Origin of the sequence: Viridibacillus sp. NPDC096237 (assembly GCF_050278625.1) — a bacterium.
Lineage (GTDB): Bacteria > Bacillota > Bacilli > Bacillales_A > Planococcaceae > Viridibacillus.
The window spans coordinates 78,224-104,838 of record NZ_JBNNTI010000003.1; the positions used below are offsets into that span (position 1 = coordinate 78,224).

General features: G+C 36.9%; 26 protein-coding genes. 17 read left to right on the forward strand and 9 right to left on the reverse strand.

Translation table 11 applies throughout. The features are described from left to right. Positions 1 to 97: 97 nt before the first annotated feature. Positions 98 to 907 (forward strand): zinc transporter ZupT, encoded by an 810-nt coding sequence (gene zupT, locus ACQKMD_RS04160; RefSeq protein WP_427749741.1) that lies wholly within the window; start codon positions 98 to 100, stop codon positions 905 to 907. Between the two features lie 300 nt (positions 908 to 1,207). Here zupT and ACQKMD_RS04165 read toward each other — a convergent pair whose 3' ends face one another. The 4 genes from ACQKMD_RS04165 to thrC form a co-directional block, all read right to left on the reverse strand. Beyond that, complete coding sequence (locus tag ACQKMD_RS04165; RefSeq protein WP_427749743.1) at positions 1,208 to 1,843, reverse strand: NAD(P)-dependent oxidoreductase; 636 nt, start codon at positions 1,841 to 1,843, stop codon at positions 1,208 to 1,210. 69 nt (positions 1,844 to 1,912) lie between these two features. Next, a complete protein-coding gene (locus ACQKMD_RS04170) occupies positions 1,913 to 2,326 on the reverse strand; it encodes an Rrf2 family transcriptional regulator (RefSeq protein ID WP_427749745.1) in 414 nt (137 codons plus the stop codon). Between the two features lie 241 nt (positions 2,327 to 2,567). Further along, on the reverse strand, positions 2,568 to 3,467 hold the full coding sequence (gene thrB, locus ACQKMD_RS04175) for a homoserine kinase (protein ID WP_427749747.1): 900 nt from the start codon (positions 3,465 to 3,467) through the stop codon (positions 2,568 to 2,570). Beyond that, a complete protein-coding gene (gene thrC, locus ACQKMD_RS04180; protein ID WP_427749748.1) occupies positions 3,464 to 4,516 on the reverse strand; it encodes a threonine synthase in 1,053 nt (350 codons plus the stop codon). Before thrC ends, thrB begins: the two co-directional genes overlap by 4 nt. Before the next feature lie 210 nt (positions 4,517 to 4,726). Between thrC and ACQKMD_RS04185 the strand changes: the two genes are divergently transcribed. The 9 genes from ACQKMD_RS04185 to menC all read left to right on the forward strand — a co-directional run bounded on the left by ACQKMD_RS04185 (position 4,727) and on the right by menC (position 14,444). Next, a complete protein-coding gene (locus ACQKMD_RS04185) occupies positions 4,727 to 5,944 on the forward strand; it encodes an MFS transporter (RefSeq protein WP_427749750.1) in 1,218 nt (405 codons plus the stop codon). Between the two features lie 339 nt (positions 5,945 to 6,283). Then, the gene (locus ACQKMD_RS04190) at positions 6,284 to 6,412 is read left to right on the forward strand and encodes a hypothetical protein (protein ID WP_427749752.1); all 129 of its coding nucleotides are present in this window, start codon (positions 6,284 to 6,286) and stop codon (positions 6,410 to 6,412) included. A gap of 11 nt (positions 6,413 to 6,423) precedes the next feature. Then, positions 6,424 to 6,630, forward strand: a complete 207-nt coding sequence (locus tag ACQKMD_RS04195; protein WP_427749754.1) for a DUF6054 family protein — start codon at positions 6,424 to 6,426, stop codon at positions 6,628 to 6,630. 20 nt (positions 6,631 to 6,650) lie between these two features. Next, positions 6,651 to 7,190, forward strand: a complete 540-nt coding sequence (locus ACQKMD_RS04200; RefSeq protein ID WP_427749755.1) for an adenylate kinase — start codon at positions 6,651 to 6,653, stop codon at positions 7,188 to 7,190. 283 nt (positions 7,191 to 7,473) lie between these two features. Further along, positions 7,474 to 8,271 carry an MIP/aquaporin family protein gene (locus tag ACQKMD_RS04205; RefSeq protein WP_427749757.1) on the forward strand — a complete coding sequence of 266 codons (798 nt, stop codon included), beginning with the start codon at positions 7,474 to 7,476 and terminating at the stop codon, positions 8,269 to 8,271. Positions 8,272 to 8,293: 22 nt separating this feature from the next. Beyond that, positions 8,294 to 9,787, forward strand: coding sequence for a glycerol kinase GlpK (glpK, locus tag ACQKMD_RS04210; protein ID WP_427749759.1), 1,494 nt, complete (start codon positions 8,294 to 8,296; stop codon positions 9,785 to 9,787). Between the two features lie 358 nt (positions 9,788 to 10,145). After that, positions 10,146 to 11,441 carry an acetyl-CoA hydrolase/transferase family protein gene (locus tag ACQKMD_RS04215; protein ID WP_427749761.1) on the forward strand — a complete coding sequence of 432 codons (1,296 nt, stop codon included), beginning with the start codon at positions 10,146 to 10,148 and terminating at the stop codon, positions 11,439 to 11,441. Between the two features lie 683 nt (positions 11,442 to 12,124). Further along, positions 12,125 to 13,270 carry a M20 peptidase aminoacylase family protein gene (locus ACQKMD_RS04220; protein ID WP_427749871.1) on the forward strand — a complete coding sequence of 382 codons (1,146 nt, stop codon included), beginning with the start codon at positions 12,125 to 12,127 and terminating at the stop codon, positions 13,268 to 13,270. 67 nt (positions 13,271 to 13,337) lie between these two features. Further along, on the forward strand, positions 13,338 to 14,444 hold the full coding sequence (gene menC / locus ACQKMD_RS04225; protein WP_427749763.1) for an o-succinylbenzoate synthase: 1,107 nt from the start codon (positions 13,338 to 13,340) through the stop codon (positions 14,442 to 14,444). A 41-nt stretch (positions 14,445 to 14,485) separates the two neighbouring features. On the opposite strand, the gene ACQKMD_RS04230 is transcribed toward menC, so the two are convergent. Beyond that, on the reverse strand, positions 14,486 to 15,292 hold the full coding sequence (locus ACQKMD_RS04230; protein ID WP_427749765.1) for an N-acetyltransferase family protein: 807 nt from the start codon (positions 15,290 to 15,292) through the stop codon (positions 14,486 to 14,488). A 313-nt stretch (positions 15,293 to 15,605) separates the two neighbouring features. Between ACQKMD_RS04230 and ACQKMD_RS04235 the strand changes: the two genes are divergently transcribed. Then, a complete protein-coding gene (locus ACQKMD_RS04235; RefSeq protein ID WP_427749767.1) occupies positions 15,606 to 16,532 on the forward strand; it encodes a manganese-dependent inorganic pyrophosphatase in 927 nt (308 codons plus the stop codon). A 99-nt stretch (positions 16,533 to 16,631) separates the two neighbouring features. Here the strand turns inward: ACQKMD_RS04235 and ACQKMD_RS04240 are convergent, their stop codons facing one another. Further along, positions 16,632 to 18,011 (reverse strand): FAD-dependent oxidoreductase, encoded by a 1,380-nt coding sequence (locus tag ACQKMD_RS04240; RefSeq protein ID WP_427749768.1) that lies wholly within the window; start codon positions 18,009 to 18,011, stop codon positions 16,632 to 16,634. A 118-nt stretch (positions 18,012 to 18,129) separates the two neighbouring features. Between ACQKMD_RS04240 and ACQKMD_RS04245 the strand changes: the two genes are divergently transcribed. Both ACQKMD_RS04245 and ACQKMD_RS04250 read left to right on the forward strand, forming a co-directional pair. Continuing rightward, positions 18,130 to 18,837, forward strand: a complete 708-nt coding sequence (locus tag ACQKMD_RS04245) for a DsbA family oxidoreductase (RefSeq protein ID WP_427749770.1) — start codon at positions 18,130 to 18,132, stop codon at positions 18,835 to 18,837. A gap of 125 nt (positions 18,838 to 18,962) precedes the next feature. Next, a complete protein-coding gene (locus ACQKMD_RS04250) occupies positions 18,963 to 19,604 on the forward strand; it encodes an FMN-dependent NADH-azoreductase (protein WP_427749772.1) in 642 nt (213 codons plus the stop codon). A 38-nt stretch (positions 19,605 to 19,642) separates the two neighbouring features. Here the strand turns inward: ACQKMD_RS04250 and ACQKMD_RS04255 are convergent, their stop codons facing one another. From ACQKMD_RS04255 to ACQKMD_RS04265, 3 genes are all read right to left on the reverse strand, one after another. Continuing rightward, complete coding sequence (locus ACQKMD_RS04255; protein WP_427749773.1) at positions 19,643 to 20,056, reverse strand: DUF2500 domain-containing protein; 414 nt, start codon at positions 20,054 to 20,056, stop codon at positions 19,643 to 19,645. Between the two features lie 247 nt (positions 20,057 to 20,303). After that, complete coding sequence (locus tag ACQKMD_RS04260) at positions 20,304 to 20,828, reverse strand: YceI family protein (RefSeq protein ID WP_427749775.1); 525 nt, start codon at positions 20,826 to 20,828, stop codon at positions 20,304 to 20,306. Positions 20,829 to 20,943: 115 nt separating this feature from the next. After that, positions 20,944 to 21,807 (reverse strand): VOC family protein, encoded by an 864-nt coding sequence (locus ACQKMD_RS04265; RefSeq protein WP_427749777.1) that lies wholly within the window; start codon positions 21,805 to 21,807, stop codon positions 20,944 to 20,946. Between the two features lie 148 nt (positions 21,808 to 21,955). On the opposite strand from ACQKMD_RS04265, the gene ACQKMD_RS04270 reads away from it, so the two are divergent. The 4 genes from ACQKMD_RS04270 to ACQKMD_RS04285 all read left to right on the forward strand — a co-directional run bounded on the left by ACQKMD_RS04270 (position 21,956) and on the right by ACQKMD_RS04285 (position 26,596). Continuing rightward, on the forward strand, positions 21,956 to 22,261 hold the full coding sequence (locus ACQKMD_RS04270) for a winged helix-turn-helix transcriptional regulator (RefSeq protein WP_427749779.1): 306 nt from the start codon (positions 21,956 to 21,958) through the stop codon (positions 22,259 to 22,261). Between the two features lie 77 nt (positions 22,262 to 22,338). Then, on the forward strand, positions 22,339 to 23,262 hold the full coding sequence (gene murB, locus ACQKMD_RS04275) for a UDP-N-acetylmuramate dehydrogenase (RefSeq protein WP_427749873.1): 924 nt from the start codon (positions 22,339 to 22,341) through the stop codon (positions 23,260 to 23,262). Positions 23,263 to 23,352: 90 nt separating this feature from the next. After that, the gene (locus tag ACQKMD_RS04280) at positions 23,353 to 24,105 is read left to right on the forward strand and encodes an exodeoxyribonuclease III (RefSeq protein ID WP_427749781.1); all 753 of its coding nucleotides are present in this window, start codon (positions 23,353 to 23,355) and stop codon (positions 24,103 to 24,105) included. Positions 24,106 to 24,220: 115 nt separating this feature from the next. Further along, positions 24,221 to 26,596 carry a penicillin acylase family protein gene (locus ACQKMD_RS04285; RefSeq protein WP_427749783.1) on the forward strand — a complete coding sequence of 792 codons (2,376 nt, stop codon included), beginning with the start codon at positions 24,221 to 24,223 and terminating at the stop codon, positions 26,594 to 26,596. Positions 26,597 to 26,615: the final 19 nt, after the last annotated feature.

Below are 26,615 nucleotides of genomic sequence, written 5' to 3' on the forward strand. Positions count from 1 at the left end.
GAACTCACTTTATTTTCCTTGTCTAAATAAAATTGCGTAAAGGGAACATTTTGCATACAATGAGATTAACATTTTAATAGAGAAAGTAGTTGAGCTTATGGATGGAAATGTTGTTTTCGCTTTAGCATTAACACTCTTCGCTGGTTTAGCGACAGGAGTAGGTAGTTTAATAGCATTTTTCACATCTAGGACGAATACGAAGTTCCTATCTTTTTCTTTAGGTTTTTCTGCAGGTGTTATGATTTATGTTTCACTTGTTGAAATATTTGTGAAAGCTAAAGATTCGCTCGTTGGTGAATTAGGGGAGAAGCAAGGATATACATTTACGGTAATTGGTTTTTTTGCTGGTATGTTGTTAATCGCACTTATTGATAAAATGATCCCTAAACATGAAAATCCACATGAAGTAAAAAAAGTTGAAGATATGCAGGCTGGGCCATCAGATGATGAATATGCTAAGTTAATGAAGATGGGTATATTCACTGCACTTGCAATTGGGATTCATAACTTTCCAGAGGGAATTGCGACATTTGCATCTGCATTGCAAGATCCGAATCTCGGTATTGCGATTGCAATTGCGGTTGCTATTCATAATATTCCAGAGGGAATTGCTGTCTCTGTCCCAATTTTCTTTGCGACAGGAGACCGTAAAAAAGCATTTAATCTCTCATTTCTATCAGGTTTAGCAGAGCCAGTCGGAGCATTTGTAGCGTATTTGATTTTAATGCCGTTCTTAAATGATATTGTGTTCGGAATGCTTTTTGCTGGTGTTGCCGGTATTATGGTATTCATATCGTTAGATGAATTACTGCCAGCAGCAAAGAGATATGACGAGGCACATACTTCGATATATGGTGTTATTGTTGGCATGGCGGTAATGGCTATTAGTTTAGTATTATTAGTTTGAAAAAAACAGGTCCTATAATGGGAGGGCACTGAAAAACTCAGAAAAACGATAAAACTAGTTGATTGGAGTGCATGCGGAGACTCCTTGGGGAACGTGAACATCTTGAGACCCCGCAGGAGCGTTAGACGAGGAGGCTCAAGGTTCGTCCCCTGGAAAAGCATCCGCCGGAACGGAAATTAACGGCATCGAAGAAAAAGCCATGGCAGAAACGATTAATCGTTTCCGCCATGGCTAAAATTCATTTTATGGACTTTTTCAGTGCCCTTTTATAATGGGACCTGTTTTTTTAGTAATATGAATTTAGTTTTCAGATGCTACAGTGAATCTTTCATTTACGTATTTTGGATTTTCTAATTCATCTAATACTGCAATTGCATAGTCAGCGTAGCTAACGTAGCTTTCACCTTTTGTATTAACTAATAGATGGTCTATGCCTACAATATATTTACCAGTGCGTGAACCTTCTGGATCGAAGAAAGCAGATGGACTTAAGAATGTCCAAGTGATAGATGATGCTTTTAAGTCCTCTAAATTTATGCCTTGATTTTCAGCTGTTGGTAAATAGATTGCAGGGAAATCTGGTGTAGACATCACTTTCAATGTTTTTTCTGGATCAACAAATAGGCTACCTGCTCCGCCAACTACGAATAGTTTAGTATTAGGTGCATCTTGTAAAATATTGATAAGCTTACGTCCAGCTTCTACATGTAAGTGTTCTTCACCTGCTGGAGTCCCAAATGCATTAACAACAGCGTCAAATCCTTGTATATCTTCAGTAGTTAATGAAAAAATATCTTTTTCCATAATAGTTACACCTTTGTCCGCTAGTTTTGCGGCACTACGAACGATTGCAGTTACTTCGTGTCCACGTAATACTGCTTCTTTTAAAATGAAGTTACCTGCTTTACCTGTTGCACCAATAATACCAATTTTCATAATGTTTGCCTCCTTAAAATATGTTGTAACAAATATAGTTACAAGTTGTTTTTAAAAAAAGATCGCCTCTTAGTGAAAGAGTTGATCTAATACATCTTGTAGCGTTTCTTCTGTCAATTTATCTTCCATTGCTCGCTGAACAGATTGAAATACGTTATCTAACGTGGATTGAATTTTTTGTCCGACAGCACATTCTGGGTTCGGGTTATCGTGAATTGCAAATAACTCTTCAGGTGCTTGTACAGCCCTGTATATATCTAGTAGCGTAATGTCTTTCGGTTCTTTGACTAATTGATATCCTGCAACTCCTGCATTGGAGACAATTAAGTTTGCCTTTTTTAACTGGCTACTAATACGACGTATAACGACAGGGTTAGTGTTCACACTGCCAGCAATCCAATCAGATGTAAGTAGGTTAGAATCATTTGTTCTAGCGATTAAAGAAAGAATGTGTATAGCGACAGAAACACGACTGTTCACCATATCGGTCACCGCCTAACATGTAATCATTATAGTTACAGGGTGTAGAAATGTCAATTAATTTGATTGAATAGGAGACTAATGTATCAAAGTGGGAAGCTGTTGTTTTTCTTTCCATTTTTATAGTTAACGCTTTTTGTTTATAACGGTTTATAAGAAAAAGCATGTGATAACTTTAACACACCGATGTTTTTGCCAAAAAAAAATGCCAAGGGACACATAATCTTGGCATTTTTCATTTCTATTATTCCTTTGTAACTTGAACACCTTTTGTATCTACAGGAACTGCCTTAATATCATAAGACGGGAATAGTGGCTTCATTTTTTCTACGAAAGCATTTACGCGATCTTTTGAAATTAATGAGATGACGGTTGGACCTGCACCGCTAATTGCTGTACCATATGCACCTGCATCCTTCGCTGTTTGACGAATTTCATGATAATTAGGTATTAAATTTGCACGGAATGGTTCATGAAATAAGTCATTCTCCATGAATTTTCCAGCACGTTCATAATCTTTAATTAGTAAAGAAGCAGTTAGCATGTTGGCATTGGCACTTGCGTGAACAGCGTATGCTTTGTCATAGTTCCCTGGCAATACTTTACGAGCTTCCTCTGTTTTTAATTCGACACTTGGAATGAAAACAGCAAATGCAGCGTCTACATCACGATCATTTATCAATTCTAAGCGACCGTTAGGTAATGTTGAAGCAATTGTTAGGCCACCGTATACAGATGCTGCTGCATTGTCAGGATGTCCTTCAATTTTAGATGCAAGTTTACAACGCTCTTCGATAGAGAGTTGTAATTCACATACTTGATTTGCAATTTCAATACCTGCCACAATAGCAGATGCACTACTTCCAAGTCCACGTGCAAGTGGTAGTTCACTGTGCATCACAACTTTACAAGCAGGGAGTTTAGTATTATGCCGCTCAGCTACTTCTTTAGCTACTTTATAGACGAGATGGTCATTAATTGCAACGTTTACAGGAAGATGTTCTGAGCGATGATCGAATTCCCAATGTTCTTGTAAAGTTACTTCTAATGTTAAATAGAGACCTAATGCTAGTCCAATAGAGTCGAATCCTGGACCAAGATTTGCGGTGCTTCCTGGAACAGATATGGACCATTTTGTTGTCATAGTAATCCCTCTATATAAGTGCGAATTTCATTTTCGTCATTTGCTAAAGATGCCATATCAACCTTAGAAGCTTTTACAGCTGTATCAGGGTCCTTTAATCCATTGCCTGTTAATACAGCTACTACACGACTTCCTTTAGGAATAGAGCCATTTGCAACGGATTGAAGTACACCAGCTATAGAAGCGGCTGATCCCGGTTCTGCAAAGACGCCCTCCTTAGAAGCAATTAAACGGTATGCTTTTAAAATCTCTTCATCTGTAACTGCAGCGATTTTACCGCCTGATTCATCACGAGCAGCTTCAGCGAGTTTCCAACTTGCCGGGTTCCCAATACGAATAGCAGTAGCAACAGTTTCAGGATGTGGAATTATCTCTCCACGTACGATTGCAGCAGCACCTTCTGCTTCGAAACCAAACATTTTAGGTAGACCTGTATGCTTTTTGGCATTGTATTCTTTGAAGCCTTTCCAATAAGCGCTGATGTTACCTGCGTTTCCTACAGGGATTGCAAGAATATCCGGTGCACTGCCTAGACCGTCGCAGATTTCAAAAGCAGCTGTTTTTTGGCCTTCTAATCTGTATGGATTAACTGAGTTTACTAATGTTACTGAAGTGTTTTCACTAATGTCGCGAACAATTTGAAGAGCTTCATCAAAGTTACCATCAATTTCGATAATTTTTGCACCATACATGTAAGCTTGTGCTAGTTTACCAGCAGCCACTTTACCTTTTGGTATAACGATAATAGCTTGGATGCCAGCGCGTGCTGCGTATGCTGCAGCTGCAGCTGATGTATTTCCTGTTGAAGCACAAATAACAAATTTACTTCCAGCCTCAACAGCTTTTGCTACAGCCATGACCATGCCTCGGTCCTTGAATGAACCTGTTGGATTTAAACCTTCATATTTAACGAAAAGATCGATTTCTAGTTCTTTTGATAGCGTATTTAAATGAATGAGAGGTGTATTACCCTCATGCAAAGTAAGTGCAGGTGTATTTTTTGTGACAGGTAAATATTCTTTATAGTGATCGATAAGACCTTTCCACATATAAACATTCTCCTTTTTGTTCATCCTGAAAAAACATTTGTTTTTCTATAAAAGACATTTTAACGCATTTTGGGTATATGTTTCAATAGGTAATTGTTAAATTTTCGAACAATTTGAATTTCTTTTGCATCTTGTCACAAAATATAAAGGTGTGTATAGTTATGGTAATCAAATGTGTATTCAAGTGTAAAGACATGTGGAGGAATAATGATGACGATGAATCAACAAGCAGGTACTAAGTTAATATCTCGTAATAAGCTTTTAGGTATTGCTGGGATTGGGTGGATGTTTGATGCATTAGACGTTGGTATTTTATCTTTTGTAATAGCAGCTCTAGCAAAAGAATGGATGCTATCACCAAGTGAAATGGGTTGGATTGGTAGTATTAACTCAATTGGTATGGCAGTCGGAGCTTTTGTATTTGGTATATTAGCGGATCGTATTGGCCGTAAATCAGTATTTATATGGACACTTGTAATTTTCTCGGTCGCTAGTGGTTTATCAGCATTGGTGACGACTTTAGCAGCATTTATGGTTTTAAGATTTTTTATTGGTATGGGCCTTGGTGGGGAATTGCCAGTAGCTTCAACTCTTGTTTCTGAAAGTGTTGAATCACATGAACGTGGACGTATTGTTGTTCTATTAGAAAGTTTTTGGGCTGGCGGTTGGTTATTAGCAGCACTTATTTCTTATTTTGTTATTCCAAACTACGGCTGGCGCATTGCATTATTATTAACAGCTATTCCGGCAGTTTATGCTATATACTTGCGTTTACATTTACCAGATTCACCGCAGTTTACAGCTAAAAAAGATGTTGTTCGTAGTATCAGTCAAAATATTAAAGATGTTTGGTCAAAAGAATATGCTCGTCGTACATTAATGCTATGGACCGTTTGGTTTACAATTGTCTTTTCTTATTATGGCATGTTTTTATGGTTACCTAGTGTAATGGTTATGAAGGGTTTTAGTTTAATAGCAAGTTTTAAATATGTGCTTATTATGACATTAGCACAATTACCAGGTTACTTTACAGCTGCTTGGTTGATTGAAAGAGCAGGTAGGAAATTTGTCTTAGCTACCTATTTAGTAGGAACTGCAGTAAGTGCGTTTGTTTTTGGTAATGCTGAAACAACCGGTCTTTTACTTGTAGCGGGGATGTTTTTATCATTCTTTAATCTAGGTGCTTGGGGTGCTTTGTATGCTTATACGCCAGAGCAGTATCCAACGGTTATCCGTGGTACAGGTGCAGGTATGGCTGCTTCTGTTGGACGATTAGGTGGAATCTTTGGACCGTTGCTTGTAGGTTCACTTGTTGCAAAAGGTTATGAATTAAATTTGATTTTCGGTATCTTCTGTATTTCTATAATAATAGGTGTAGTTGCAATTGTTGCACTAGGTACAGAAACCAAACAAACTGAATTAGATTAGAAATATATAAGAGGTAATACTCTTTTTGAAGTTTTAATAAAAACGATCTTTTCTCACTATTTGGCAGAGAGAAGATCGTTTTTTTATTAGGACCTTTATATTGCAGCAGACAGTACAAAATTGAAAAGGATGTCATGATTGGGATAACTCTACTTGAACAAAATGGTCATTATTACGAATTTAAAATTAGACCAACATAATGTGAATAAGTTTAACAATACAAATGTTTTAACTAATTATGGATCAAGATTAAAATGTATATTAATTGAATTTTCTTGTAATTTGAAACCTATGGTAGACTCCTAACGTAATAGAGTTATACATAAAGGAGTGAGAGCTATGACCGTAACAGAATTTTACGTAACAATTGAACCTCAACGTGTATTAGAGTGTATTAAAACGAATATTGTGGATGATAGTTTTTCAGGGAAGCTAATTGATCAATATGAACGTATTGTAGGGAATTAACAAGTAGTAGTTTGTATCAATTAAAAAAATATTATATGCGTACTAATAATCGTGCAAGTTTAACAGTAATAGTTGATAATCTAGACGGTAAAACGAAAGTCCGCGCAGTCGCTTCTGGTAGTGGAGAAGGTCCTTTTTTCCGTTTTGATTGGGGAGCGGGAAATAGCTTTATTAATAGCGTAGCAAAAACATTAGATAAATATATTATAAAAGAGTAAAAAGGCTAGGGGGATATTAAGTGAAGTACCCAGCAAAGCATCAAAGGGTTTTAATTATTGGATCTGGAGGAGCGGGAAAATCCACATTGTCTCGTACATTAAGTGAATTGTGGGAATTACCTCTCGTACATTTAGATGCTATGTATTGGAAAACTGGTTGGCAGAAATCTAATAAAGCAGATTTTATAGAAAGACTTCAATTAGAGTTGGAAAAGCCTGCTTGGATTATTGATGGAAATTTTGATTCGTCGCTAGAAATGCGCGTGAAATATGCAGATCTTATTATCTTTCTTGATTTTTCTAATAAGATTTGCACTTATCGAGTATTAAAACGTACTATTCAATATCGCGGGAGGACAAGACCTGATATGGGGGAGGGGTGTCTTGAAAAAGTCGATAAAGAGTTTTTGCGATGGGTTTGGCGCTTCCCTACTGATGTTAGACCAGGGGTTATGAGTGTTATGGTGAAATCTAATGTGAACAGTATTATTTTTTCTTCGCCGTCACAACTAAAAAAATGGTTGAGAAATTGTAAAAAAGGGAAAAGTAGTCTCAAATGAGGCTGCTTTTTTATTTTTATGAGTGTAAACACCGGAATTTTTTAATTTAATAATAACTTGAGCGTAAACAAATATTAAAGACTACAATTAGTGAATAGATTGTACCGCTAGACCCTTCAGATAACCGGATTATCTGGGGGGCTTTTCTGTAAATTATTTTTTTACATACTTTACCTTTAGCCATATTATTATTAATATTAAGTGAGCATAACTTGATTTCTATAGGAATATATTTTATTGTTTACGCTTTCATAATATCGTTATTAAGAAGGAGGAGTTCAGTATGTCAACTTTTATGGCAGAAGTGGTAGGGACAATGATTTTGATATTGTTCGGGGGCGGCGTTGTTGCGGCTGTTTCTTTGAAAGGTTCTAAAGGAAAAGATGGTGGTTGGATCGTTATTACTGTTGCCTGGGGTCTTGCAGTAGCAATGGCCGCGTTTGCAGTTGGGGGGATAAGTGGCGCACATTTAAATCCTGCACTGACAATTGCATTAGCAACGATTGGAAAATTCGAATGGTCAGATGTTCCAATGTTCATACTTGCTCAAATGATTGGAGCGATCATCGGAGCGATATTAGTTTATTTAACTTATTTAGCGCATTGGAAACCGACTGAAGATCCAGATGCGAAACTAGGTGTATTTTGTACAGGTCCAGCATATAATCATCCGTTATCGAATTTAACTACGGAGATGATTGGCACATTCATCTTAGTTCTTGGTATTTTAGCTATAGGCACTAATAATATTACAGCCGGTTTAAATCCATTAATCGTGGGTGCTTTGATTATCGTAATTGGTATGGCACTTGGTGGCCCAACAGGATATGCTATTAATCCTGCGCGTGATTTAGGACCTCGTATAGCACATTTCTTTCTACCGATTCCAGGGAAAAGAGATTCTAACTGGAGTTATTCATGGGTACCAGTAGTTGGTCCAATTATTGGAGGGCTATTTGGAGCGTTGTTCTATAAGCAAGTATTTGAAGGTGAAAATAGTATTACATTTTGGATAGTTGGATTAATCGTGATAGCAATTTTCATAGGAGCACAAGCTACAGTGAATAAAGTTGTAAAATAAATTAATATCTGGAGGTCATCATATGACAAAAAAGTATATTCTAGCATTAGATCAAGGTACTACAAGCTCACGTGCAATTTTATTTGACGAAGAAGGCAATATTTTTAATAGTGCTCAACAGGAATTTCCACAATACTTCCCACAATCAGGTTGGGTAGAGCATAATGCAGAACAAATTTGGAGCTCAATTTCATCTGTCATAGCGGGTGTCCTTTCAGAGAAAAACGTCCATGCAGATCAAGTTCAAGGGATTGGTATCACCAATCAACGTGAAACAACAGTTGTATGGGATAAAAATACGGGAAAACCAGTTCATAATGCTATTGTATGGCAATCACGCCAAACAGCGGGCATTTGTGAAGAGCTGAAAGAGAAAGGTTATAATGATTTATTTAGAGATAAAACAGGATTACTCATTGATGCATACTTCTCAGGCACAAAAGTGAAGTGGATATTAGATAATGTTGAAGGAGCAAGAGAAAAAGCGGAGAATGGTGATCTATTATTCGGTACTATTGATACATGGCTGATTTGGAAACTAACCGATGGGAAAGTACATGTAACCGACTATTCGAATGCTTCTAGAACCTTAATGTATAATATTTACGACTTGAAATGGGATGAAGAGCTACTAGAGATTTTAGGTGTTCCATCATCTATGCTACCGGAAGTTCGTCCTTCGTCTGAAGTTTATGGTTTAACGGATGGAAATCACTTCTTTGGTCAAGAAGTACCTATTGCCGGTATTGCAGGTGACCAACAAGCAGCGTTATTCGGTCAAGCGTGTTTTGAAAGTGGCATGGTGAAAAACACTTACGGTACAGGTTGCTTTATGCTTATGAACACAGGTGAAAAGGCTGTAAAATCAGATAATGGTTTGTTAACAACGATTGCATGGGGAATTGATGGGAAAGTGGAATATGCACTAGAGGGTAGCATTTTCGTAGCCGGCTCAGCTATTCAATGGTTACGAGATGGTTTGCGGATGTTCCATGATTCAAAAGATAGTGAGCGCTATGCAGAAAAGGTTGACTCAACTGAGGGTGTGTATGTTGTCCCTGCATTTGTTGGATTAGGTACACCATATTGGGATAGTGATGTACGTGGAGCTGTATTTGGGTTAACACGAGGTACAGAAAAAGAACATTTCATACGCGCGACACTTGAATCATTAGCATATCAAACAAAAGATGTGCTAGGTGCAATGGAAGCAGATTCCGGTATATCGTTAAAAACATTACGTGTTGATGGAGGAGCTGTCATGAACAATCTGTTAATGCAATTCCAAGCAGATTTACTGGATGTGCCAGTAGAACGACCATCAATTAATGAAACAACAGCGCTAGGTGCAGCGTACTTAGCTGGCTTAGCAGTTGGATTTTGGAAGGATCAAGATGAGATTTCGAAGTACTGGAATTTAGACACGCAATTCAGTCCGAATATGGAAGAAGATAGACGCGAAAACTTATACAAAGGCTGGAAAAAGGCTATACATGCAGCCCAAGCGTTTAAATAATAGTTATACACATGTAGCAGTTCCCTTTTAAAGGTGAACTGCTTTTTTCTGTAGTATTTTGTGTATAGTGGGGATAAAAATGTGAATAGTGGATAAAAAATTAGCTTTATTTAAATTAATGTAGTGATTTATGGATAACTAATAGGATTTTTCAGTATTTTTTAAAAGAATGTGGATATCTCTAAGGATATTGTTAATAGTTTTAGTGAGAATACTTTTTCTAAGAAAGGGTATCATACGAATTCCCTTTCTTTTTGTATGAAAATATCTTGGAAATAGGGTGTTGTGTTATTCTAAGAGAAAGGTGATATTTTTAAGTGAAATTCATGTGTAATGCAGAAATGGAGAAGGATTTTGAATGGTAGATGTTTTTCATGGACAGTACAAGGCGAAGTTAAAAAAACCAGAAGATGTTCTCTCATATATAGAGGACGGAGCAGATATTATTTTACCGATTTCGAATGGAGAACCAGTGAAGCTACTGGATATTTTAGAAGAGAACGCGGAACGCTTAAATAATGTGCGGATTCATCAAATGTTAACGATGCATCCACGTAAATATATAGATGGAGCTTTTAAAGGGCACTTATCACATGTCTCATACTTTTTGAGTGGTGCAACACGTAAAGCGTATCATAATGGGCACTGTGAATTGATGCCAAACTATTTTCATGAGGTACCTCGTATTATGAAGAATTATACGAAAGCATCTCTTATAATGGCCGTTGCATCTCCAATGGATGAGCATGGATATTTTACGCTTGGAACTCAAGCAGATTATGCTGCTTGTTTTATTGGTAATGCGCCCTTTTTCTTGGAAGTCAATGAGCATATGCCAAGAACGTTTGGTCAAAATTTAATACATATTAGTCAAATCGAGGGCTTTATAGAGCATCATACTCCACTTGTGAAAAATCCAGATCCAGTAATCGAAGAAAAGGATATACGGATTGCAGAATACGTTGCAGAATATATTAAAAATGGTGACACATTGCAAGCTGGGATAGGTTCGATTCCAAATGCGGTTATTAGTTTACTAAATGATCATCGCCATTTAGGTATTCATACAGAACTGATAACGGACGGAGTAGTAGGATTAGTAGAGAAAGGTGTAGTAGATGGTTCGCAGAAGAAAACCAATAAAGGAAAAATAGTTGGAACGTTTGCTTTAGGGACGGACAAGTTATATAAGTTCCTACATAATAACCCAATTGTGGAATTCCAAACGGTTGATGTAACGAACGATCCACGTTTAATTGCGAAAGAGGATAATATTGTTTCAATCAATGCCACGACGGAAGTGGACATATATGGTCAATGTGCTTCTGAAACAGTTGCAGGCAAGTATTATTCTTCCACTGGTGGGCAATTTGATTTTGCGCGTGGAGCAAACTTTGCGGAAAATGGTCGAGGGTTTATATGCATGCATTCGACGACTAAAAACGATACCATTTCGAGAATAAAAGTATTATTAACAAATGGCTCTGTTGTTACTACATCAAAAAATGAAGTAGATAAAGTAGTAACCGAGTATGGTGTAGCAGAGCTAAAAGGAAAATCGATATCAGCTAGGGCAAAGGCATTAATCGAGATTGCGCATCCTAAATTTAAAGAAGAACTAATATTTGAAGCGAAAAAACTAAATTTGATGTAAGAAATACTAAAACTCATTTTTCGAAAAATGGGTTCAGTATATCAACAAAAGGCATTCAGAATGATCCTGAATGCCTTTTGTTATTTAAAATTCTCTATTATAGGTAAAATACTCTTTGAGTGTTAACTTGTCTTCCATTTTTGAACTTTGCCAAGCACAATTGGCGAGTTTCTTTAATTACACAGCAGCAAAAGTAAGCATCCCTGCATGGACACTATTTTAAGACCTTTTAAGGTTGGTCACCGAACTCTCAATTTTCTCTTAAGATGTTCTTGAGGTGCTCGTGGATCCAAAGCAATCATTTCGATTTGATCTCTTTTAGGATTTTTTACTATCATTATTTTCTATCACCTCAAAAAATTGTTTTTATTACATGTGTAGTTGATTGGAGTGGAGGTGGCGCCCACCCGCGGAAAGCGTCCACCGTAGCGGAAATCGACGGTATTATCTATCTATTTTAAAAAATCAAAAAGACCGTAGATAAACTCGGATTTCTACGAGTTTGTCTACGAACTAAAACCCGTTTTTTGAAAAACGAGTTTTTTTGATGAATAATAAACATTATTCACGATAACCAAACTGAATGTTACATATATATACCTATAAGAGAGAAAAATTGTGTAAATATAATAAGGAAAAAGAGATAATATATATCAAAAATAAATAGATAGGAGACGCTTATGATGAAGGAGCAGTTAACATTACTTGAACCACAATTACAGAGTATTTTTAAATATTTGCATGAGAATCCTGAAATTAGCTGGAAAGAGAGGCGGACGACTGAATATATAAAAGGAATATTAGAACAAGAAGGATACGAGGTGCATACATTCGCAGATAGTACGGGCTTATATGTTGAAATTGGTAAGGGTAGACCAGTAGTAGGGCTACGAACTGATATCGATGCCTTGTGGCAAGAGGTTGATGGAGAATTTCAAGCACATCATTCTTGTGGACATGATGCGCATATGACAATGGTAATTGGAGTTTTGTTGTTATTAAAACGTTTGAAAAGAACATCGAGAGGTACCATTAGGGTATTATTTCAACCAGCTGAAGAAAAAGGGCAGGGAGCATTGTCCTTTGTTGATCGTGGATTGGTCGACGATATGGATTATTTATTTGGCGTGCACGTCCGTCCGATACAGGAGCTAAGTGACGGCACTTTTTGCCCAGCACTATATCACGGTGCATCTAGGTTATTATGTGGCCAAATTAACGGTGTTGAATCACATGCGGCAAGACCACATTTAGGTAAAAATGCAATCGAAATTGGTGCAAGCTTAATTGAAGCACTAAAAACGATTCATATAGATACTATGATCCCATTCTCGGTAAAAGTTACGAAATTTCAAGCAGGTGGAGAATCCGGGAATATAATCCCAGCGAAAGCCTATTTCTCAATCGATGTACGTGCTCAAACAAATGAAGGAATTGAGCAGCTACATGAAGGTATCGAACGCACAATACGGGCAATTGAATCGCTTTATGAAGTGTCAATTGATCTACAAGAACAAGTTCGAGTTGCTGCGGCTGAAGTGGATGATGAGGCAAAAGAAATAATCGAGCAAGCAATTATCGAATCAGTAGGTGAAGAGTATTTACGTCCCCCCATTATTACGCCAGGAGGAGAGGATTTTCACTTTTATACGGTTAAAAGGGCGAATGTAAAGGCAGCAATGTTAGGACTCGGTTGCGGATTAACTCCGGGACTGCACCATCCAAAAATGACATTTAATAAAGCCCAACTAATCGTCGGAGTAGAAATTTTAGCACGAACTGTTTTAGGAGCATTTGCACAAGCAGAAAAAGAAGCCCTCTCTTGCTGAAAATCTTAGATTAGCGTATGTTTTATTAAAGCGTTAATCTAGATTGGATAGTGAAGGGTGCGGTAGTGTGAAGATAACAGAAATTAAAATTCGGCAACTAAGTATGCGAATGAAATCCCCATTTTCAACAAGTTTTGGTACATTGCAAGATAAGCAATTTTTAATATTAGAAGCTAAAGATGATAATGGACTATCTGGTTGGGGAGAAGGGGTTGCTTTTGAAATCCCTTGGTATACAGAGGAGACAGTTAAAACGAGTTGGCATATGCTTGAGGATTTCCTTATTCCATTAGTACTTAATAAAGTCATTCAGCATCCAGGTGAGATAAGTGATATATTCAAAGCAATTCGCCAAAATAAAATGGCAAAGGCGACTCTTGAATGCGCGGTATGGGATTTATACGCGAAGTGTACTAAACAGTCACTTGCGCATGCATTAGGTGGAACGAAAAAGAAAATTGAAGTTGGTATAAGTATAGGTATTCAACCGACAATTGAGCAGCTATTGCAGTACATTGAAAATTATATTGCTGCTGGCTATAAACGTATGAAGGTGAAGATTAAGCCTGGCAAGGACATCGAAGTTATTCAAGCAATCCGAGAAAAGTTTCCACAAGTTCCGTTAATGGCTGATGCCAACTCAGCTTATACTTTAGATGACATCGAGTTGTTAAAAAAACTAGATGAATACAATTTAATGATGATAGAGCAACCGCTTGCATCGGATGATATTATCAACCATGCAAAGCTACAAAAGCATTTGAAAACGCCAATTTGTTTAGATGAGAGTATTTGTTCTTATGAAGATGCACGTACGGCGATTGAGCTTGGCAGCTGTGGAGTCATAAACATCAAGTTCGGTCGAGTAGGTGGCTTAACTGAAGCAAAACGAATTCATGATCTATGCCAGCAAAATGGCATTAAAGTTTGGTGTGGCGGCATGTTAGAATCCGGCATTGGTAGAGCGCATAATGTAGCACTAACAACGCTGGGGAATTTTGTGTTACCAGGAGATACTGCAGGCTCTAGTCATTATTGGGAACAAGATATTATTTCACCTGAAGTATTTGTAGAAGATGGGTATATTTCAGTGCCAGAAGGTTATGGAATTGGATATGAACCAAATATGGAATTAATGGATCAACTTACTATAAGTCAAAAGGTTTATAGATAAACTAGAAAAGCTATGCAAAAATTGCATAGCTTTTTTAGTGATCATATATCTAATAGTTTACTCATATAAAATTCATCTTCATATTGATCATTTATTTTTAAAGATCGTTGACGCTCTCCATCTATTTCAAAGCCCATTTTATTGTACATATTGATTGCGATTGTATTGGATTTACAAACACTTAGCTCAAGTCTTTGAATGGTATTTGACAAAGCCCATTTTTCAGCTTCTTTTAAAAGGGCTGTGCCGATACCTTGGTTAGTGAATTTTTGCATAACACCAAGATAAATGGATGCACGGTGTTTAGCACGCGGGGCTGTATTACCTGAAATAGAGAGCATTCCTCCAATTTGCCCCTCAACAATAGCTACCAAAATAGAACTAGAATTGTTTTTACGTAAACTAGTAATCTTTTTACGTAAGCTTTGTACAGATGGATCACGTTCGTTTTCACCATAGAGCATAAAATCTGTCTCAGCGTCTAATGTAGAAAATAACTTGATTAAATCACGTGCATCATCTGTCTCAATTGAACGGATGATATAAGTGCTCATGGTCTTATCAGAGCTGTCCATATCGGAGTTATCGCTACTAGAAGGTTTTTCAAATGTCACATGATAACCAGGTTGTATAGTTGTAACATAATAACCTTGTTCCACCCAAGCAAGATAGTGTTTCAGAGGAGGTTTTGTTTTTTTCCACCAACTCTTATTTAAATAGGAGGAATTAGGTAATGAATGTCCCATAATCGTTTCGATTTCTGTGAACGAAAGTTGAATTTTATCGCCTTTTGCGGAGCTGAAATATTCAGCTAGTGGTATGTATTTCTTTTCGATCTTATTTTCCATTATTACCCCTCTTTATTATATGCATATACTATATTAGAAATAGTAACATAGTATTAAGTCTAATTACATGATTTTTATGGTTATTGATTAATTTTGTGGATAAAAAAGACTATATTAATCTAAGGGGTTCTAGAACTAATTAAGATGTTTTTTATTCTTAAATTAATAAAATAGAATACAGGAATATTTATGCTTTTAAAAAAGACCATAATAAGGTTTAACAATCACCATCAAATGCGCTGGCATTCTTTTTCATTGATATGTGTGATAAAATATATTCGGAAATTAGAGAAATCTAGGAGGCAAAATTTAAATGAGTAAAGTACTTGTATTCGGACACAAAAACCCAGATACTGATACAATCACATCTGCGTTAGTATATGCATATTTAAAAAAACAACTAGGCGTTGATGCTGAGGCTGTTCGCCTTGGCGAACTGAATAACGAAACAGCTTACGCTTTAGAAAAATTCGGATTTGAAGCACCACGCTTAGTGGAAAAAGTTGCAGGAGAAGCTGTTCAAGTAATCTTAGTTGATCATAACGAACGCCAACAAAGTGCTGATGATATCGCTGAAGTTCAAGTGACTGAAGTTATTGATCATCACCGTATTGCTAACTTTGAAACAGCTGACCCATTGTACTACCGTGCGGAACCTGTTGGCTGTACAGCAACAATCCTAAATAAAATTTTTAAAGAAAATGATGTTGAGATTCCAACTAACTATGCTGGTCTTATGTTGTCTGCTATCATCTCTGATACATTATTATTCAAATCACCAACATGCACAGAGCAAGATGTAAAAGCAGCTAATGAGTTAGCTGCAATTGCAGATGTTGACGCTGCTGAGTATGGTCTTGCAATGTTAAAAGCAGGTGCTGATTTAAGTGATAAATCATTAGAAGATTTACTTTCTCTTGATGCAAAAGAATTCAGCATGGGTGACCACAGAGTTGTCATCGCTCAAGTAAATGCTGTTGATGTAAATGACGTTTTAAATCGTCAAGCGGATTTAGAAGTTTTATTGAACAATACTGTAACAGAAAAGGGTCTAGATCTATTCTTCTTCGTTGTAACGGATATCATAAACAATTATTCTGTTGCTGTTGCAATAGGAGCACAAGCTGAAAAAGCTTATGCAGCATTTAACGTTGTCGCTGATAATAATAGCGCGCTATTAAAAGGCGTAGTTTCTCGTAAAAAACAAATTGTCCCATCACTAACTGATGCATTAAAATAATCCTCATTTGAGGAGGAACTGCCTATTTCAATTGGAATAGGCGGTTTTTTTATTGCAGGAAACGTTCGGGTTATCTGAAAATCCTATTTACGACCAACTTTATAATCCACTTAGGTCAAGTGGATATACGGCAGGTCCCTCAAGTACTGCACCATCCTTCGAAAAACGTGAGCCATGACAAGGGCAATCCCATGTTTCATCTGCTTCGTTCCATCTAGTCTTACAACCTAAATGCGTACAGCGTGGCATAGCACGACGTGTGACATGACCGCCGACAAAATCTTTTGTTACTTTTCCCCCTAGTTTCAACGCTTGGAAAACTGCATCACCAAATTTTGTATGTTTAGGAGAATAAAGAGATATTCCTGCGTTCGGTTTACCAACAATCCCATCACGAAGAAGTTGAGCAGCTACGATTGAATTAGCTAACCCCCATTTTCTGAAACCAGAAGCCATCCAAATATTCGGTAAACGTGAACTAATTTGACCTACATAAGGAATTAAATCTACTGTTTCAGGATCCTGAGCTGACCAGTGGTAGTTGCAGTTCTGGGCTGCGAATTTATCTTTTGCCTCCTGTTTTAACGCTTCATAATACATAGATGTATTGGAAATAGTACCTGCAGGGTGACTATCGCCAGCTAATAATATAAAAGGTTTGTCATCAATCAAAGTTGTTCGAATAGAGCGACCAGGTTTATCAATTGATAAATACTGCCCTTTATACAATTCGCTTGCTTCAAAAGTCACGATATAAGAACGAGTTACTTCAAGTTTGAAAATTTGCATACCAATAATAGCCTCTAGAGGATAATGGGAGCATAAAATTAGCTCTTTATAACAAACTGTATGGCCATTTTTTAACTCTACACATGGTTTTAATATATTAACCTTTTGTACGCGAGACTGTTCATAAATCTCAGCTCCGGCTTGCAATGCTTTTTCTGCGATAGATCGTCCAAAGCGTACAGGATCAATTTGCGCTTGTTTTGGCATCTTTAGGGAGGCGACAATGTCATACGGAATTTCGCAATCGGCATTCCATTCTCCTGGAATACCAAGTGTCTGATAAGCCTCCCATTCATTTTCTAAGTCCTTTCTACCTTCAGCTTTTTCTGTATATAAGAAGGAATCGGCATGGTGGACACAATCGGATTCTGCTAAATTGAATGATAATTCCACAGCTTGTTGGCTAAGCTCATAATATTGCTGTGCCGCTTCAACACCAAACTTAGTAATGAGTTGGCTATATAATAGACCTTGTTGTGCAGTTACCTTACCAGTGGAATGACCGGTAGCACCTGAAAATAAAGTATTGCCTTCTAATAAAGTAACCTTCCTTCCAACCTTTGAGAGTAAGTAAGCTGCAAGTATGCCAGAAATACCACCACCAATAATACAGATATCAGTTTCAATTGATTGTTCAAGTGAAGGTCTTGCAAAAGGTGTTTGTTTATCTAGCCAAATTGAAGATTCCATAAAATGCCTCCAAGTACAGTTTTTTTTAGCATGTGGAGTAATTGAGAAATTATGTATAAGCAGATAAATTGCTGTTTCAGATGTTCACATATACAATGTCTCCAAGAGGTGAGCATTGATGAAAATTGAAATTTGGTCAGACTATGTATGTCCATTTTGTTATATTGGTAAAAGACAATTAGAAAAAGCTTTGCAAGATACAGGATTCAGTGAACAAACAGAAATAATATTTAAAAGCTATCAATTAGATCCAAATACCCCGGCTATTTCGGATGAATCAATGTATGAAGCTTTAGCAAAAAAATTCGGTTCTTCAATTGAAGCGGCAAAAGCCCAAACAGTTAGTGTTGCTAGCCGTGCAAAAGAAGTGGGATTAGATTATGATTTCGATCATATGAAACCTGCAAATACTTTTAAATCACATCGTTTAGCAAAATATGCCGAAGCAGAAGGTAAGGCTGCTGAAATGACTGAGCGTTTGCTACTTGCACACTTTATTGAAGGAAAACAAATTGGCTCAACTGAAGTATTAGTAGGGTTGGCAGTAGAAGTTGGTTTAAATCGTGAGAGAGTACTAGATGTAGTAAATTCAGATGAGTATGCTTCAGAGGTATTGGCAGATATTCAAGAGGCTTCTCAATTAGGTGTTAGAGGTGTCCCATTCTTTGTATTAAATCGTAAATATGCGATTTCAGGTGCGCAACCACAAGAATTATTCGAAGAAACTATTCGTAAAGTTGCAGTTGAAGAAGGGATTCAACCTACGCTTAAAGTGGTTGGAGCTAAAGGTACAGGCATTTGTGAAGATGGCCAGTGCGAACTTTAATCTTCAGTCAAAAGTCTGAGAGCAGATGCATTGACAGTGTATCTGTCTTTTTATAAAATAAAATTATCTCGAATTTGAGATATTTTGTAGGGTAATAATTTTAATTAAGAGAGTGAGAGATTAAATTGACAAATGTATTAGTTGTTAAAGCAAATAACCGTCCTTCTACTGAAGGCGTTTCTAGTAAAATGTATGAAGTATTTATGGAAGAGGTAAAAGGAGCCCAAGATCTAAACGTGACTACATTTGATGTATTTGCTGAGGATCTACCATACTTCGGTCAAGATTTATTTAATGCGTTTGGTAAAGTACAAAACGGTGAAGAGCTTACAGATTTAGAAGGCCGTCTTTTAGCTGCAAAACAAAAAGCAATGGACGCTTTAACTGCTGCTGACGTAGTAGTATTTGCATTCCCATTATGGAACTTAACAATCCCAGCAAAATTACAAACTTTCGTTGATTACGTATACCAAGCAGGTTTTGCTTTCAAATATGATGCAGAAGGTAACATGATTAACTTAATGCCAGAGAAAAAAGCTATTCTTTTAAGCGCTCGTGGTGGTATTTATTCAACTCCAGAAACAGCACCAATGGAAATGGCTGTAAACTATATGCGTAACGTTTTCGGTGGCGTATTCGGTATGTCAGTAGAAGAAGTTATTATCGAAGGTCATAATGCAATGCCAGACAAAGCAGAAGCAATTATTGCTGAAGGTATGGAGCGCGTTAAAGTAGCAGCAAAATCATTAACAGTTGTTCACGCTTAATTTTAGTTGGGCTATTCATAAAGAAAGAGGGAGGCCCATTAAATGGTGCTTCCCTCTTTTCCATTACGTTCAAAACCTTTATATCGAGTCCCTTGAAATGTTAGTAAACCAAAGTCTCCTTCAACGAGCATACCGTATTCACTTCCGCTTACAGGCAACTCAATTCGGTCGCCACTTTGTACCTCGAAGGTCGTATAATACCTAGTGCTAGGGGAAGTATCTCCACTGCCACCAGACGTTTTCGAACGCTTTGTAACAACCTCTGCGGGCACAGTTAAAATAGGAGAAGCATTATTTTTAGACCACTGAGATATACCTTTAACAATTGTAAAAATGATACCCAAAAAAACTATAATAAAAATAATCGAAATAAATATACCGCCAAATCCAGCCCCAACAAAAAAGCCACCTGTAGAAAAAAATGAGTCTCCTTCATATACTCCAGTTTCCATAAAAAGCACCCCCTATATTATATATATTACCATTTACGGAAATGTGATTAAAATAGTTTCAAATTTACAGTTTAAGTGATTTTAAAAGTTGGATGAGCAACTTAAAGGGAATCTGGTTGGGAAAATTATAGGGTTGTTCCAATAGAAATGTTCCTACATATGTTTTGAGTGATTATATAACAAAAAAAACAGTCACAGAAGTGTGACTGGTTAGGATGGTTAGGCTAAATACAAGTTTTTTACTGACTTAGGCAGGGTTAGCTTCAAGTTCGATATTAATATTGATATCATCGCCAACTAGTACGCCACCAGTTTCAAGTGCTGCATTCCAAGTTAAACCGAAGTCTTTGCGGTTAATTTTTGTTTCAGCTTCAAAACCTACAACTTCTTGACCCCATGGGTTTGTACCTTTACCTCCGTATTCAGCTTCAAAAGTTACAGATTTTGTTACACCTTTAATAGTGAAATCTCCAGTAATTTCGTATTCGCCATTACTAGTAGATTTAATGTTTGTTGCTACGAAAGTCATTTTAGGGAATTGTTCAACATCAAAGAACTCAGATGACTTTAAGTGGGTATCACGATCTGCATTGTTTGAATTTATACTCGCTACATCAATTTCAAATTTAATTGATGCACCAGTTAAATCTTCTGGATTAGCATCAATATCTGCAGTGAAAGAACCGAAGTTACCTTTAACTTTTGAAATCATCATGTGTTTTACTTGGAAGCCTAAATTAGAGTGAGCTTGGTCTACATTATATTTTGTCATTTTAAAATCCTCCTAAAAAGTGTTTGTTATTTAGTATATTTATCATAATATAATATTATCTCGAAATAAAGAGTTTTGAATTAAAGATAATTTGCATTTGTGTTACACATGAATTTTATGTTTGTGTATAGAAAATCATGTCACTATTATTTAAATCTTTTATAATTATTTTCCCCTCAATTTCAGAGAATGAAACATTGTAAGTTTGCAAGCTTTCTTTCAATTTTTTTAATTCATCTTTTGAAGACAACTTAAGTGAGTAGCCCATTAATCCAGTAGCATTTTGTGGTGGAAGTGGAGCGCCTATACCTTGCCATATATTTGTCGCTATGTGGTGATGATAACCACCAGCGGACATAAAGAATGCTGAATCCATAAAGTTGGTCATTAAGTCTAAGCCTAGAGCTTTTAAATAGAAGTGGCTTGTTGAATCATTTAAGCTAGTAACATTTATATGCATATGGCCTAAAATTGTACCTTTAGGGAATCCCGTCCATGCACGCTCTGGATTGTACAAAGCCATAATTCCTTGGAAATCAATTGGTTCTGTAGCTGTGTTCACTTGACCGTTTGGTTCAATGGCCCACTCACTTCTAGGTAAATCGCGGTATATTTCAATACCGTTGCCTTCTGGATCACTTAGATAGAATGCTTCAGAGTATAGATGGTCACCTGCTCCAGAAATTGGGGCACCAACTTCTAATAAATTTCCTATCATATGAGCTAGATCCTCTCTGGTCGGTACTAATATAGCGAAGTGAAAAAGACCTGTAGTACGTGATGGTCTAGGAACAACATCCTGAGATGTAGTTAATATAAGAATTGGTTCAGTACTACCAGCACCAAATATAACTTCAGTCGCTGTTTCCTGAATAATGTGGAACCCTAACATTTGATAAAATGCTTTTTGTTTTTCGAGAGATTGTACACGTAAATGTACATATCCTAATGTCATTTTGGGATCTAATTTGAAAGTCAAAGAAGTTCCTCCTCGCAATTAATTTTTATACACTTACTTTTCGTAAATAACTATAAAATAATAATTTAGTTACATCAAGTAAATAAGTTACCCTAAGTTTACTTTTTAAAATAATCCCGTTACAATAACATATATAGAGGTGAAAAAAATGAAAGAATCAGCATTATGCCCTCGTTTAGCAAAATCTATGGATTTGATAGGTAAACGCTGGATGGGCTTGATCTTATATCAATTATTAGATGGACCGCAGCGCTTTAATGAAATTGAATCATCGATGCCAATAAGCGGTCGACTGTTATCTGAGCGTTTAAAAGAGCTTGAAAAAGAAGGTCTTGTTGAGCGCCATGTGTATACTGAAGTGCCCGTTCGCGTAGAATATACTTTGACAGAAAAAGGCCAAGGTTTAAAAGCGGCAATCAGTGAGATCGAAAATTGGTCTAAAAAATGGCTTTAAGTGAATATCACTTGTAAAAATGCCGTTGTCTATTCATACTATGAAGGAATAGAAGTTTAGAAAGGAAAGGTCTTTTAATAATGAAACAACAATGGGCAGCAAAATTATCTACTATAGTAAATCCTGAAAACGTTAAAATAGATGAACCACTAGATCAATACACGATGACAAAGCTAGGCGGTAGAGCTGATGTTTTTGTCATGCCTTCTACTGAAGAAGAAGTAATAGCAATTGTGAAATATGCAAATAACAACAATATCCCGATTTTGCTATTAGGGAATGGCTCGAATATGGTTGTACGTGATGGAGGAGTTAGAGGAATTGTCCTGAATTTTTCGAGATTGGACGAAATCCGTATTAAAGGTACAACTGTTTATGCACAAGCGGGTGCTTTGATTAAAGACGTATCAATAGCAGCGGCAGAGGCAACTTTAACAGGTCTAGAATTCTCATGTGGTATTCCAGGATCTATTGGTGGCGCAATGGCTATGAATGCAGGTGCATACGGCGGGGAGATAAATGATGTTATTTTACATTCAACTGTACTAACACCAACTGGCGAAAAATTAGTTCTAAACAAAGAACAACTTGATCTAAGCTACCGTAAAAGTATTATCTCTAAAAAAGGCTACTACGTATTATCTTCTGAGTTTGAATTAAAACAAGGTAATCAACAAGAAATTGATGCGAAAATTGCTGAGTTAACATTTTTACGTGAATCGAAACAACCGCTTGAATACCCTTCAGCAGGAAGTGTTTTCAAACGCCCTCCAGGTTACTTTGCTGGTAAATTGATTCAAGACAGCGAGCTGCAAGGTAAAGGTGTAGGTGGTGCAGAGGTTTCCACAAAACATGCTGGCTTTATCGTAAATAAAGGTGGCGCTACAGCTACCGATTACATCAACACAATTAAAATGGTGCAAGCTACTGTTAAAGAAAAATTTGATATTGAGTTAGAATTAGAAGTGAAAATTGTTGGAGAAGAACCTTCTAAAAACTAATTAGTACAAACTTTATGAAACTAAAAACTACAGAGAACGCCTTTCGTAATTCATGCGGAAGGCGTATTTATATTTAAAAGGGTGTATACTATGAAATTTATATCTTGGAATGTTAATGGAATTCGAGCATGCTTGAAAAAGGGTTTTTTAGAATATTTTAATGAAATAGATGCAGATTTTTTCAGTATTCAAGAATCAAAATGCCAAGCTGGACAAGTTGAATTAGATTTACCAGGCTATGAACAATATTGGAATTACGCAGAGCGCAAAGGTTATTCTGGAACAGCTATATTTACAAAACATACCCCATTGTCCGTTAAATATGGTATAGGTGACCAATCGACGCAAGAAGAAGGCCGTATCATTACATTAGAATATGAAAATTTTTATTTAGTAAATGTGTATACACCAAACTCAAAACGTGACTTAGCCCGTCTTGATTATCGAATTGAATGGGAGGATGAGTTGAGAGCGTACTTATTATCCTTAGACGAAGTAAAGCCTGTTATTTACTGCGGTGATTTGAATGTTGCACATGAAGAAATAGATATAAAAAATGCTAAGTCGAATATCGGTAATTCAGGTTTTACAGCAGAAGAGCGTGGCAGAATGACAAGGTTGTTAGGTTCTGGATTTACAGACACTTATCGTTATTTATTTCCAATACAAACCGATACTTATACATGGTGGTCTTATATGAATAAAGTAAGAGAACGGAATATTGGATGGCGGATCGATTACTTCATTGTTTCAGATCGTTTACAAGATAGAATTGAAGGTGCAGAAGTACATGCTAGTATTCTAGGAAGTGACCATTGTCCAATAGTATTAACATTAATATGATTTGTTTTAATAGAAGAACCACGCTTTTTGTCGAAAAAGCATGGTTTTTTTATTTTATATAAGAGGAAAAATTACTTCGGGAGCTGAATATAGTAGGGGTAAGGGGGGCGAAATTATGACCAATGAGAAAAAGCGGGGTCGATTATGGAAATGGCTGAGCTGGACTATAGGGGTTTTAATACTTATTGCATGTGGAGCACTTATTTTTGTTAATGGTTACATAGGTAAATCTAAACCGAAAATAGATGGTGAAATGCAAGTAGCAGTATTGGATGAAAATGTGAAAGTTGTACGTGATGACAAAGGTGTTCCCCATCTCACAGCTAAAACAGATGCAGATTTATATCGAGCGCAAGGTTTTATTCAAGCTCAGGATCGACTATTTCAAATGGATTTAGCGAGAAGACAGGCAAGCGGTAGACTGGCAGAGGTCGTTGGTAAATCTGCAGTAGATACGGATAAATTCTTCCGTACATTTAGTTTGCACTCAGCTGCTGAAAAGTCTGAAGCGGGCTATTCACAAGAGGCTAAGCAAGTTTTAGCTTGGTATGCTGAAGGTGTAAACGCATTTATGGAACAAGCAAAGAAAGAGGGTACTTTATCGTATGAATTTCGTTTGCTTGGCTATGAACCTGAGCCTTGGACACCCGTTGATTCATTAACGATTGGTAAATACATGGCCTATGATTTAGGTGGAAATTGGGATATGTTAGCGTTTAGACACTGGGCATTAAACAATTTACCAGATGAAGAGGCAAAAGAGTTATTCATTAAGTATCCAGACAATGCGAAATCGATTATTGCAGCAAATAAAAAAACGCCTGTAAAAGTTGCAGGACAATTCGATGCGTCGCTATTGCCGCATGAATTTAATGGCAGTAATAACTGGGTTGTATCGGGCAGTAAAACAGAGTCAGGCAAGCCTTTACTAGCGGATGATCCACATTTAGGTTTAAGTACGCCATCTATTTGGTATCAAATGCATTTGGTGAGCCCTACTCAGAATGTGAGCGGAGTTATTTTTGCAGGAATACCTGGGATTATTTTAGGGCATAACGAAAAAGTAGCTTGGGGTGTAACGAATGTAAGCCCTGATGTACAGGATTTATATATCGAAACACCAAATCCAAGTAATGCAACTGAATATAAATATGAAGGTAAGTGGGAGAAGGCTACAGTACGAGGTGAACCTATTAAAATCAAAGGTGGAAAAACTGTAGACTTTGAAGTGGTAGAAACGAGACATGGTCCGATTATTTCAGATTTAGCATTTAATAAAGAAAAGCCGACTTCGGTATTTTCTATGCAATGGACTGCTTTAGAACCAACATTGGAATTACAAGCGATACTAAATATTAACCGTGCAGAAAATTGGGAGCAGTTTGAAACAGCTTTAGAAGATTTCCAAGCACCTGCGCAAAACTTTGTTTTTGCTTCAGAGGACGGAACGATAGCTTATAAAGCAAATGGTCGTATTCCAATTCGTAAAAAAGGTGACGGTCAGCTACCAGTGCCCGGGGATTCAAAAGAGTATGACTGGAAGGGCTATATCGATTACGATAAATTGCCAAAAGTCGTAAATCCTGAGGAAGGCTTTATTGCGACAGCAAATAACGAAGTAGTCGGTGAAGAATATCCATATCATATTACTGATTTCTGGGCACAGCCATATCGTTATGAACGAATATATGAAGTACTAGAGAGCAATAACAAGCTGACAGTAAAAGATATGCAAAACTTGCAAATGGATCAGAAGGACTTATATGCAGGTGAGTTTTTGAAAGATATGTTAGGCTCAGTAAAACGATCGGATAGTAGAAATGAATATAAGGACATTTTGAAAATGATGGAGGACTGGAATCAAGTCGATTCAAAAGAATCTGGTGCTCCGCTAGTTTTCAACTTGTGGATAGTTAAAGTTCAGAAGGAATTGTTTGAAGATAATTTACCAGAAGATGTGTATGCAATGATGCCTGGAAAATATAATATTACGGATGAAATTATGCGCCAAGCCTTTGCAGGAAAACAAGGTGCATGGGTGACTAAAGCAGGTGGCATTGACCAGCTTATGTACAATTCTTTTAAAAAGACTATAAAAGATATTGAAGATAAATACGGAAAAAATGCCGAGAAGTGGCAATGGGGAGATTATCATCAGTTAACATTTAACCATCCGTTATCAGCTGCTTCACCAATTCTGGCGAAATTACTAAATCCAAAGCCAGTACCTACCGGTGGCTCTAAGTTTACCGTACAAGCAGCGGCAAATGATGGGAAAGGTAATGTATATCATGGTGCATCTTGGCGCTTTGTTGCAGATTTAAGTGACTTATCGAAGGGATACCATATTGTTGGACCTGGACAAAGTGGACATATGAAGTCTGAGTGGTATAACGATCAAGTTGACGATTGGGCGAATGGTAAGTATCATGAAACCATTATTACAAGTGATGTGCCTAATGGTAAGAAATTATTATTAAAGGCTCAATAACTATAGAAGGTGTTTTGTA

What these genes read in the sequence shown, in the direction of transcription:
- ACQKMD_RS04235 (WP_427749767.1), top strand. Translation starts at nt 15,606, where the DNA reads ATGAGTAAAGTACTTGTATTCGGACACAAAAACCCAGATACTGATACA.
- ACQKMD_RS04205 (WP_427749757.1), top strand. Translation starts at nt 7,474, where the DNA reads ATGTCAACTTTTATGGCAGAAGTGGTAGGGACAATGATTTTGATATTG.
- ACQKMD_RS04170 (WP_427749745.1), bottom strand. Translation starts at nt 2,326, where the DNA reads ATGGTGAACAGTCGTGTTTCTGTCGCTATACACATTCTTTCTTTAATC.
- zupT (WP_427749741.1), top strand. Translation starts at nt 98, where the DNA reads ATGGATGGAAATGTTGTTTTCGCTTTAGCATTAACACTCTTCGCTGGT.
- ACQKMD_RS04270 (WP_427749779.1), top strand. Translation starts at nt 21,956, where the DNA reads ATGAAAGAATCAGCATTATGCCCTCGTTTAGCAAAATCTATGGATTTG.
- ACQKMD_RS04190 (WP_427749752.1), top strand. Translation starts at nt 6,284, where the DNA reads ATGACCGTAACAGAATTTTACGTAACAATTGAACCTCAACGTGTATTA.
- ACQKMD_RS04240 (WP_427749768.1), bottom strand. Translation starts at nt 18,011, where the DNA reads ATGGAATCTTCAATTTGGCTAGATAAACAAACACCTTTTGCAAGACCT.
- thrC (WP_427749748.1), bottom strand. Translation starts at nt 4,516, where the DNA reads ATGTGGAAAGGTCTTATCGATCACTATAAAGAATATTTACCTGTCACA.
- ACQKMD_RS04245 (WP_427749770.1), top strand. Translation starts at nt 18,130, where the DNA reads ATGAAAATTGAAATTTGGTCAGACTATGTATGTCCATTTTGTTATATT.
- ACQKMD_RS04280 (WP_427749781.1), top strand. Translation starts at nt 23,353, where the DNA reads ATGAAATTTATATCTTGGAATGTTAATGGAATTCGAGCATGCTTGAAA.
- ACQKMD_RS04230 (WP_427749765.1), bottom strand. Translation starts at nt 15,292, where the DNA reads ATGGAAAATAAGATCGAAAAGAAATACATACCACTAGCTGAATATTTC.
- ACQKMD_RS04185 (WP_427749750.1), top strand. Translation starts at nt 4,727, where the DNA reads ATGACGATGAATCAACAAGCAGGTACTAAGTTAATATCTCGTAATAAG.
- thrB (WP_427749747.1), bottom strand. Translation starts at nt 3,467, where the DNA reads ATGACAACAAAATGGTCCATATCTGTTCCAGGAAGCACCGCAAATCTT.
- glpK (WP_427749759.1), top strand. Translation starts at nt 8,294, where the DNA reads ATGACAAAAAAGTATATTCTAGCATTAGATCAAGGTACTACAAGCTCA.
- ACQKMD_RS04260 (WP_427749775.1), bottom strand. Translation starts at nt 20,828, where the DNA reads ATGACAAAATATAATGTAGACCAAGCTCACTCTAATTTAGGCTTCCAA.
- ACQKMD_RS04215 (WP_427749761.1), top strand. Translation starts at nt 10,146, where the DNA reads ATGGTAGATGTTTTTCATGGACAGTACAAGGCGAAGTTAAAAAAACCA.
- ACQKMD_RS04220 (WP_427749871.1), top strand. Translation starts at nt 12,125, where the DNA reads ATGAAGGAGCAGTTAACATTACTTGAACCACAATTACAGAGTATTTTT.
- ACQKMD_RS04285 (WP_427749783.1), top strand. Translation starts at nt 24,221, where the DNA reads ATGACCAATGAGAAAAAGCGGGGTCGATTATGGAAATGGCTGAGCTGG.
- ACQKMD_RS04255 (WP_427749773.1), bottom strand. Translation starts at nt 20,056, where the DNA reads ATGGAAACTGGAGTATATGAAGGAGACTCATTTTTTTCTACAGGTGGC.
- ACQKMD_RS04165 (WP_427749743.1), bottom strand. Translation starts at nt 1,843, where the DNA reads ATGAAAATTGGTATTATTGGTGCAACAGGTAAAGCAGGTAACTTCATT.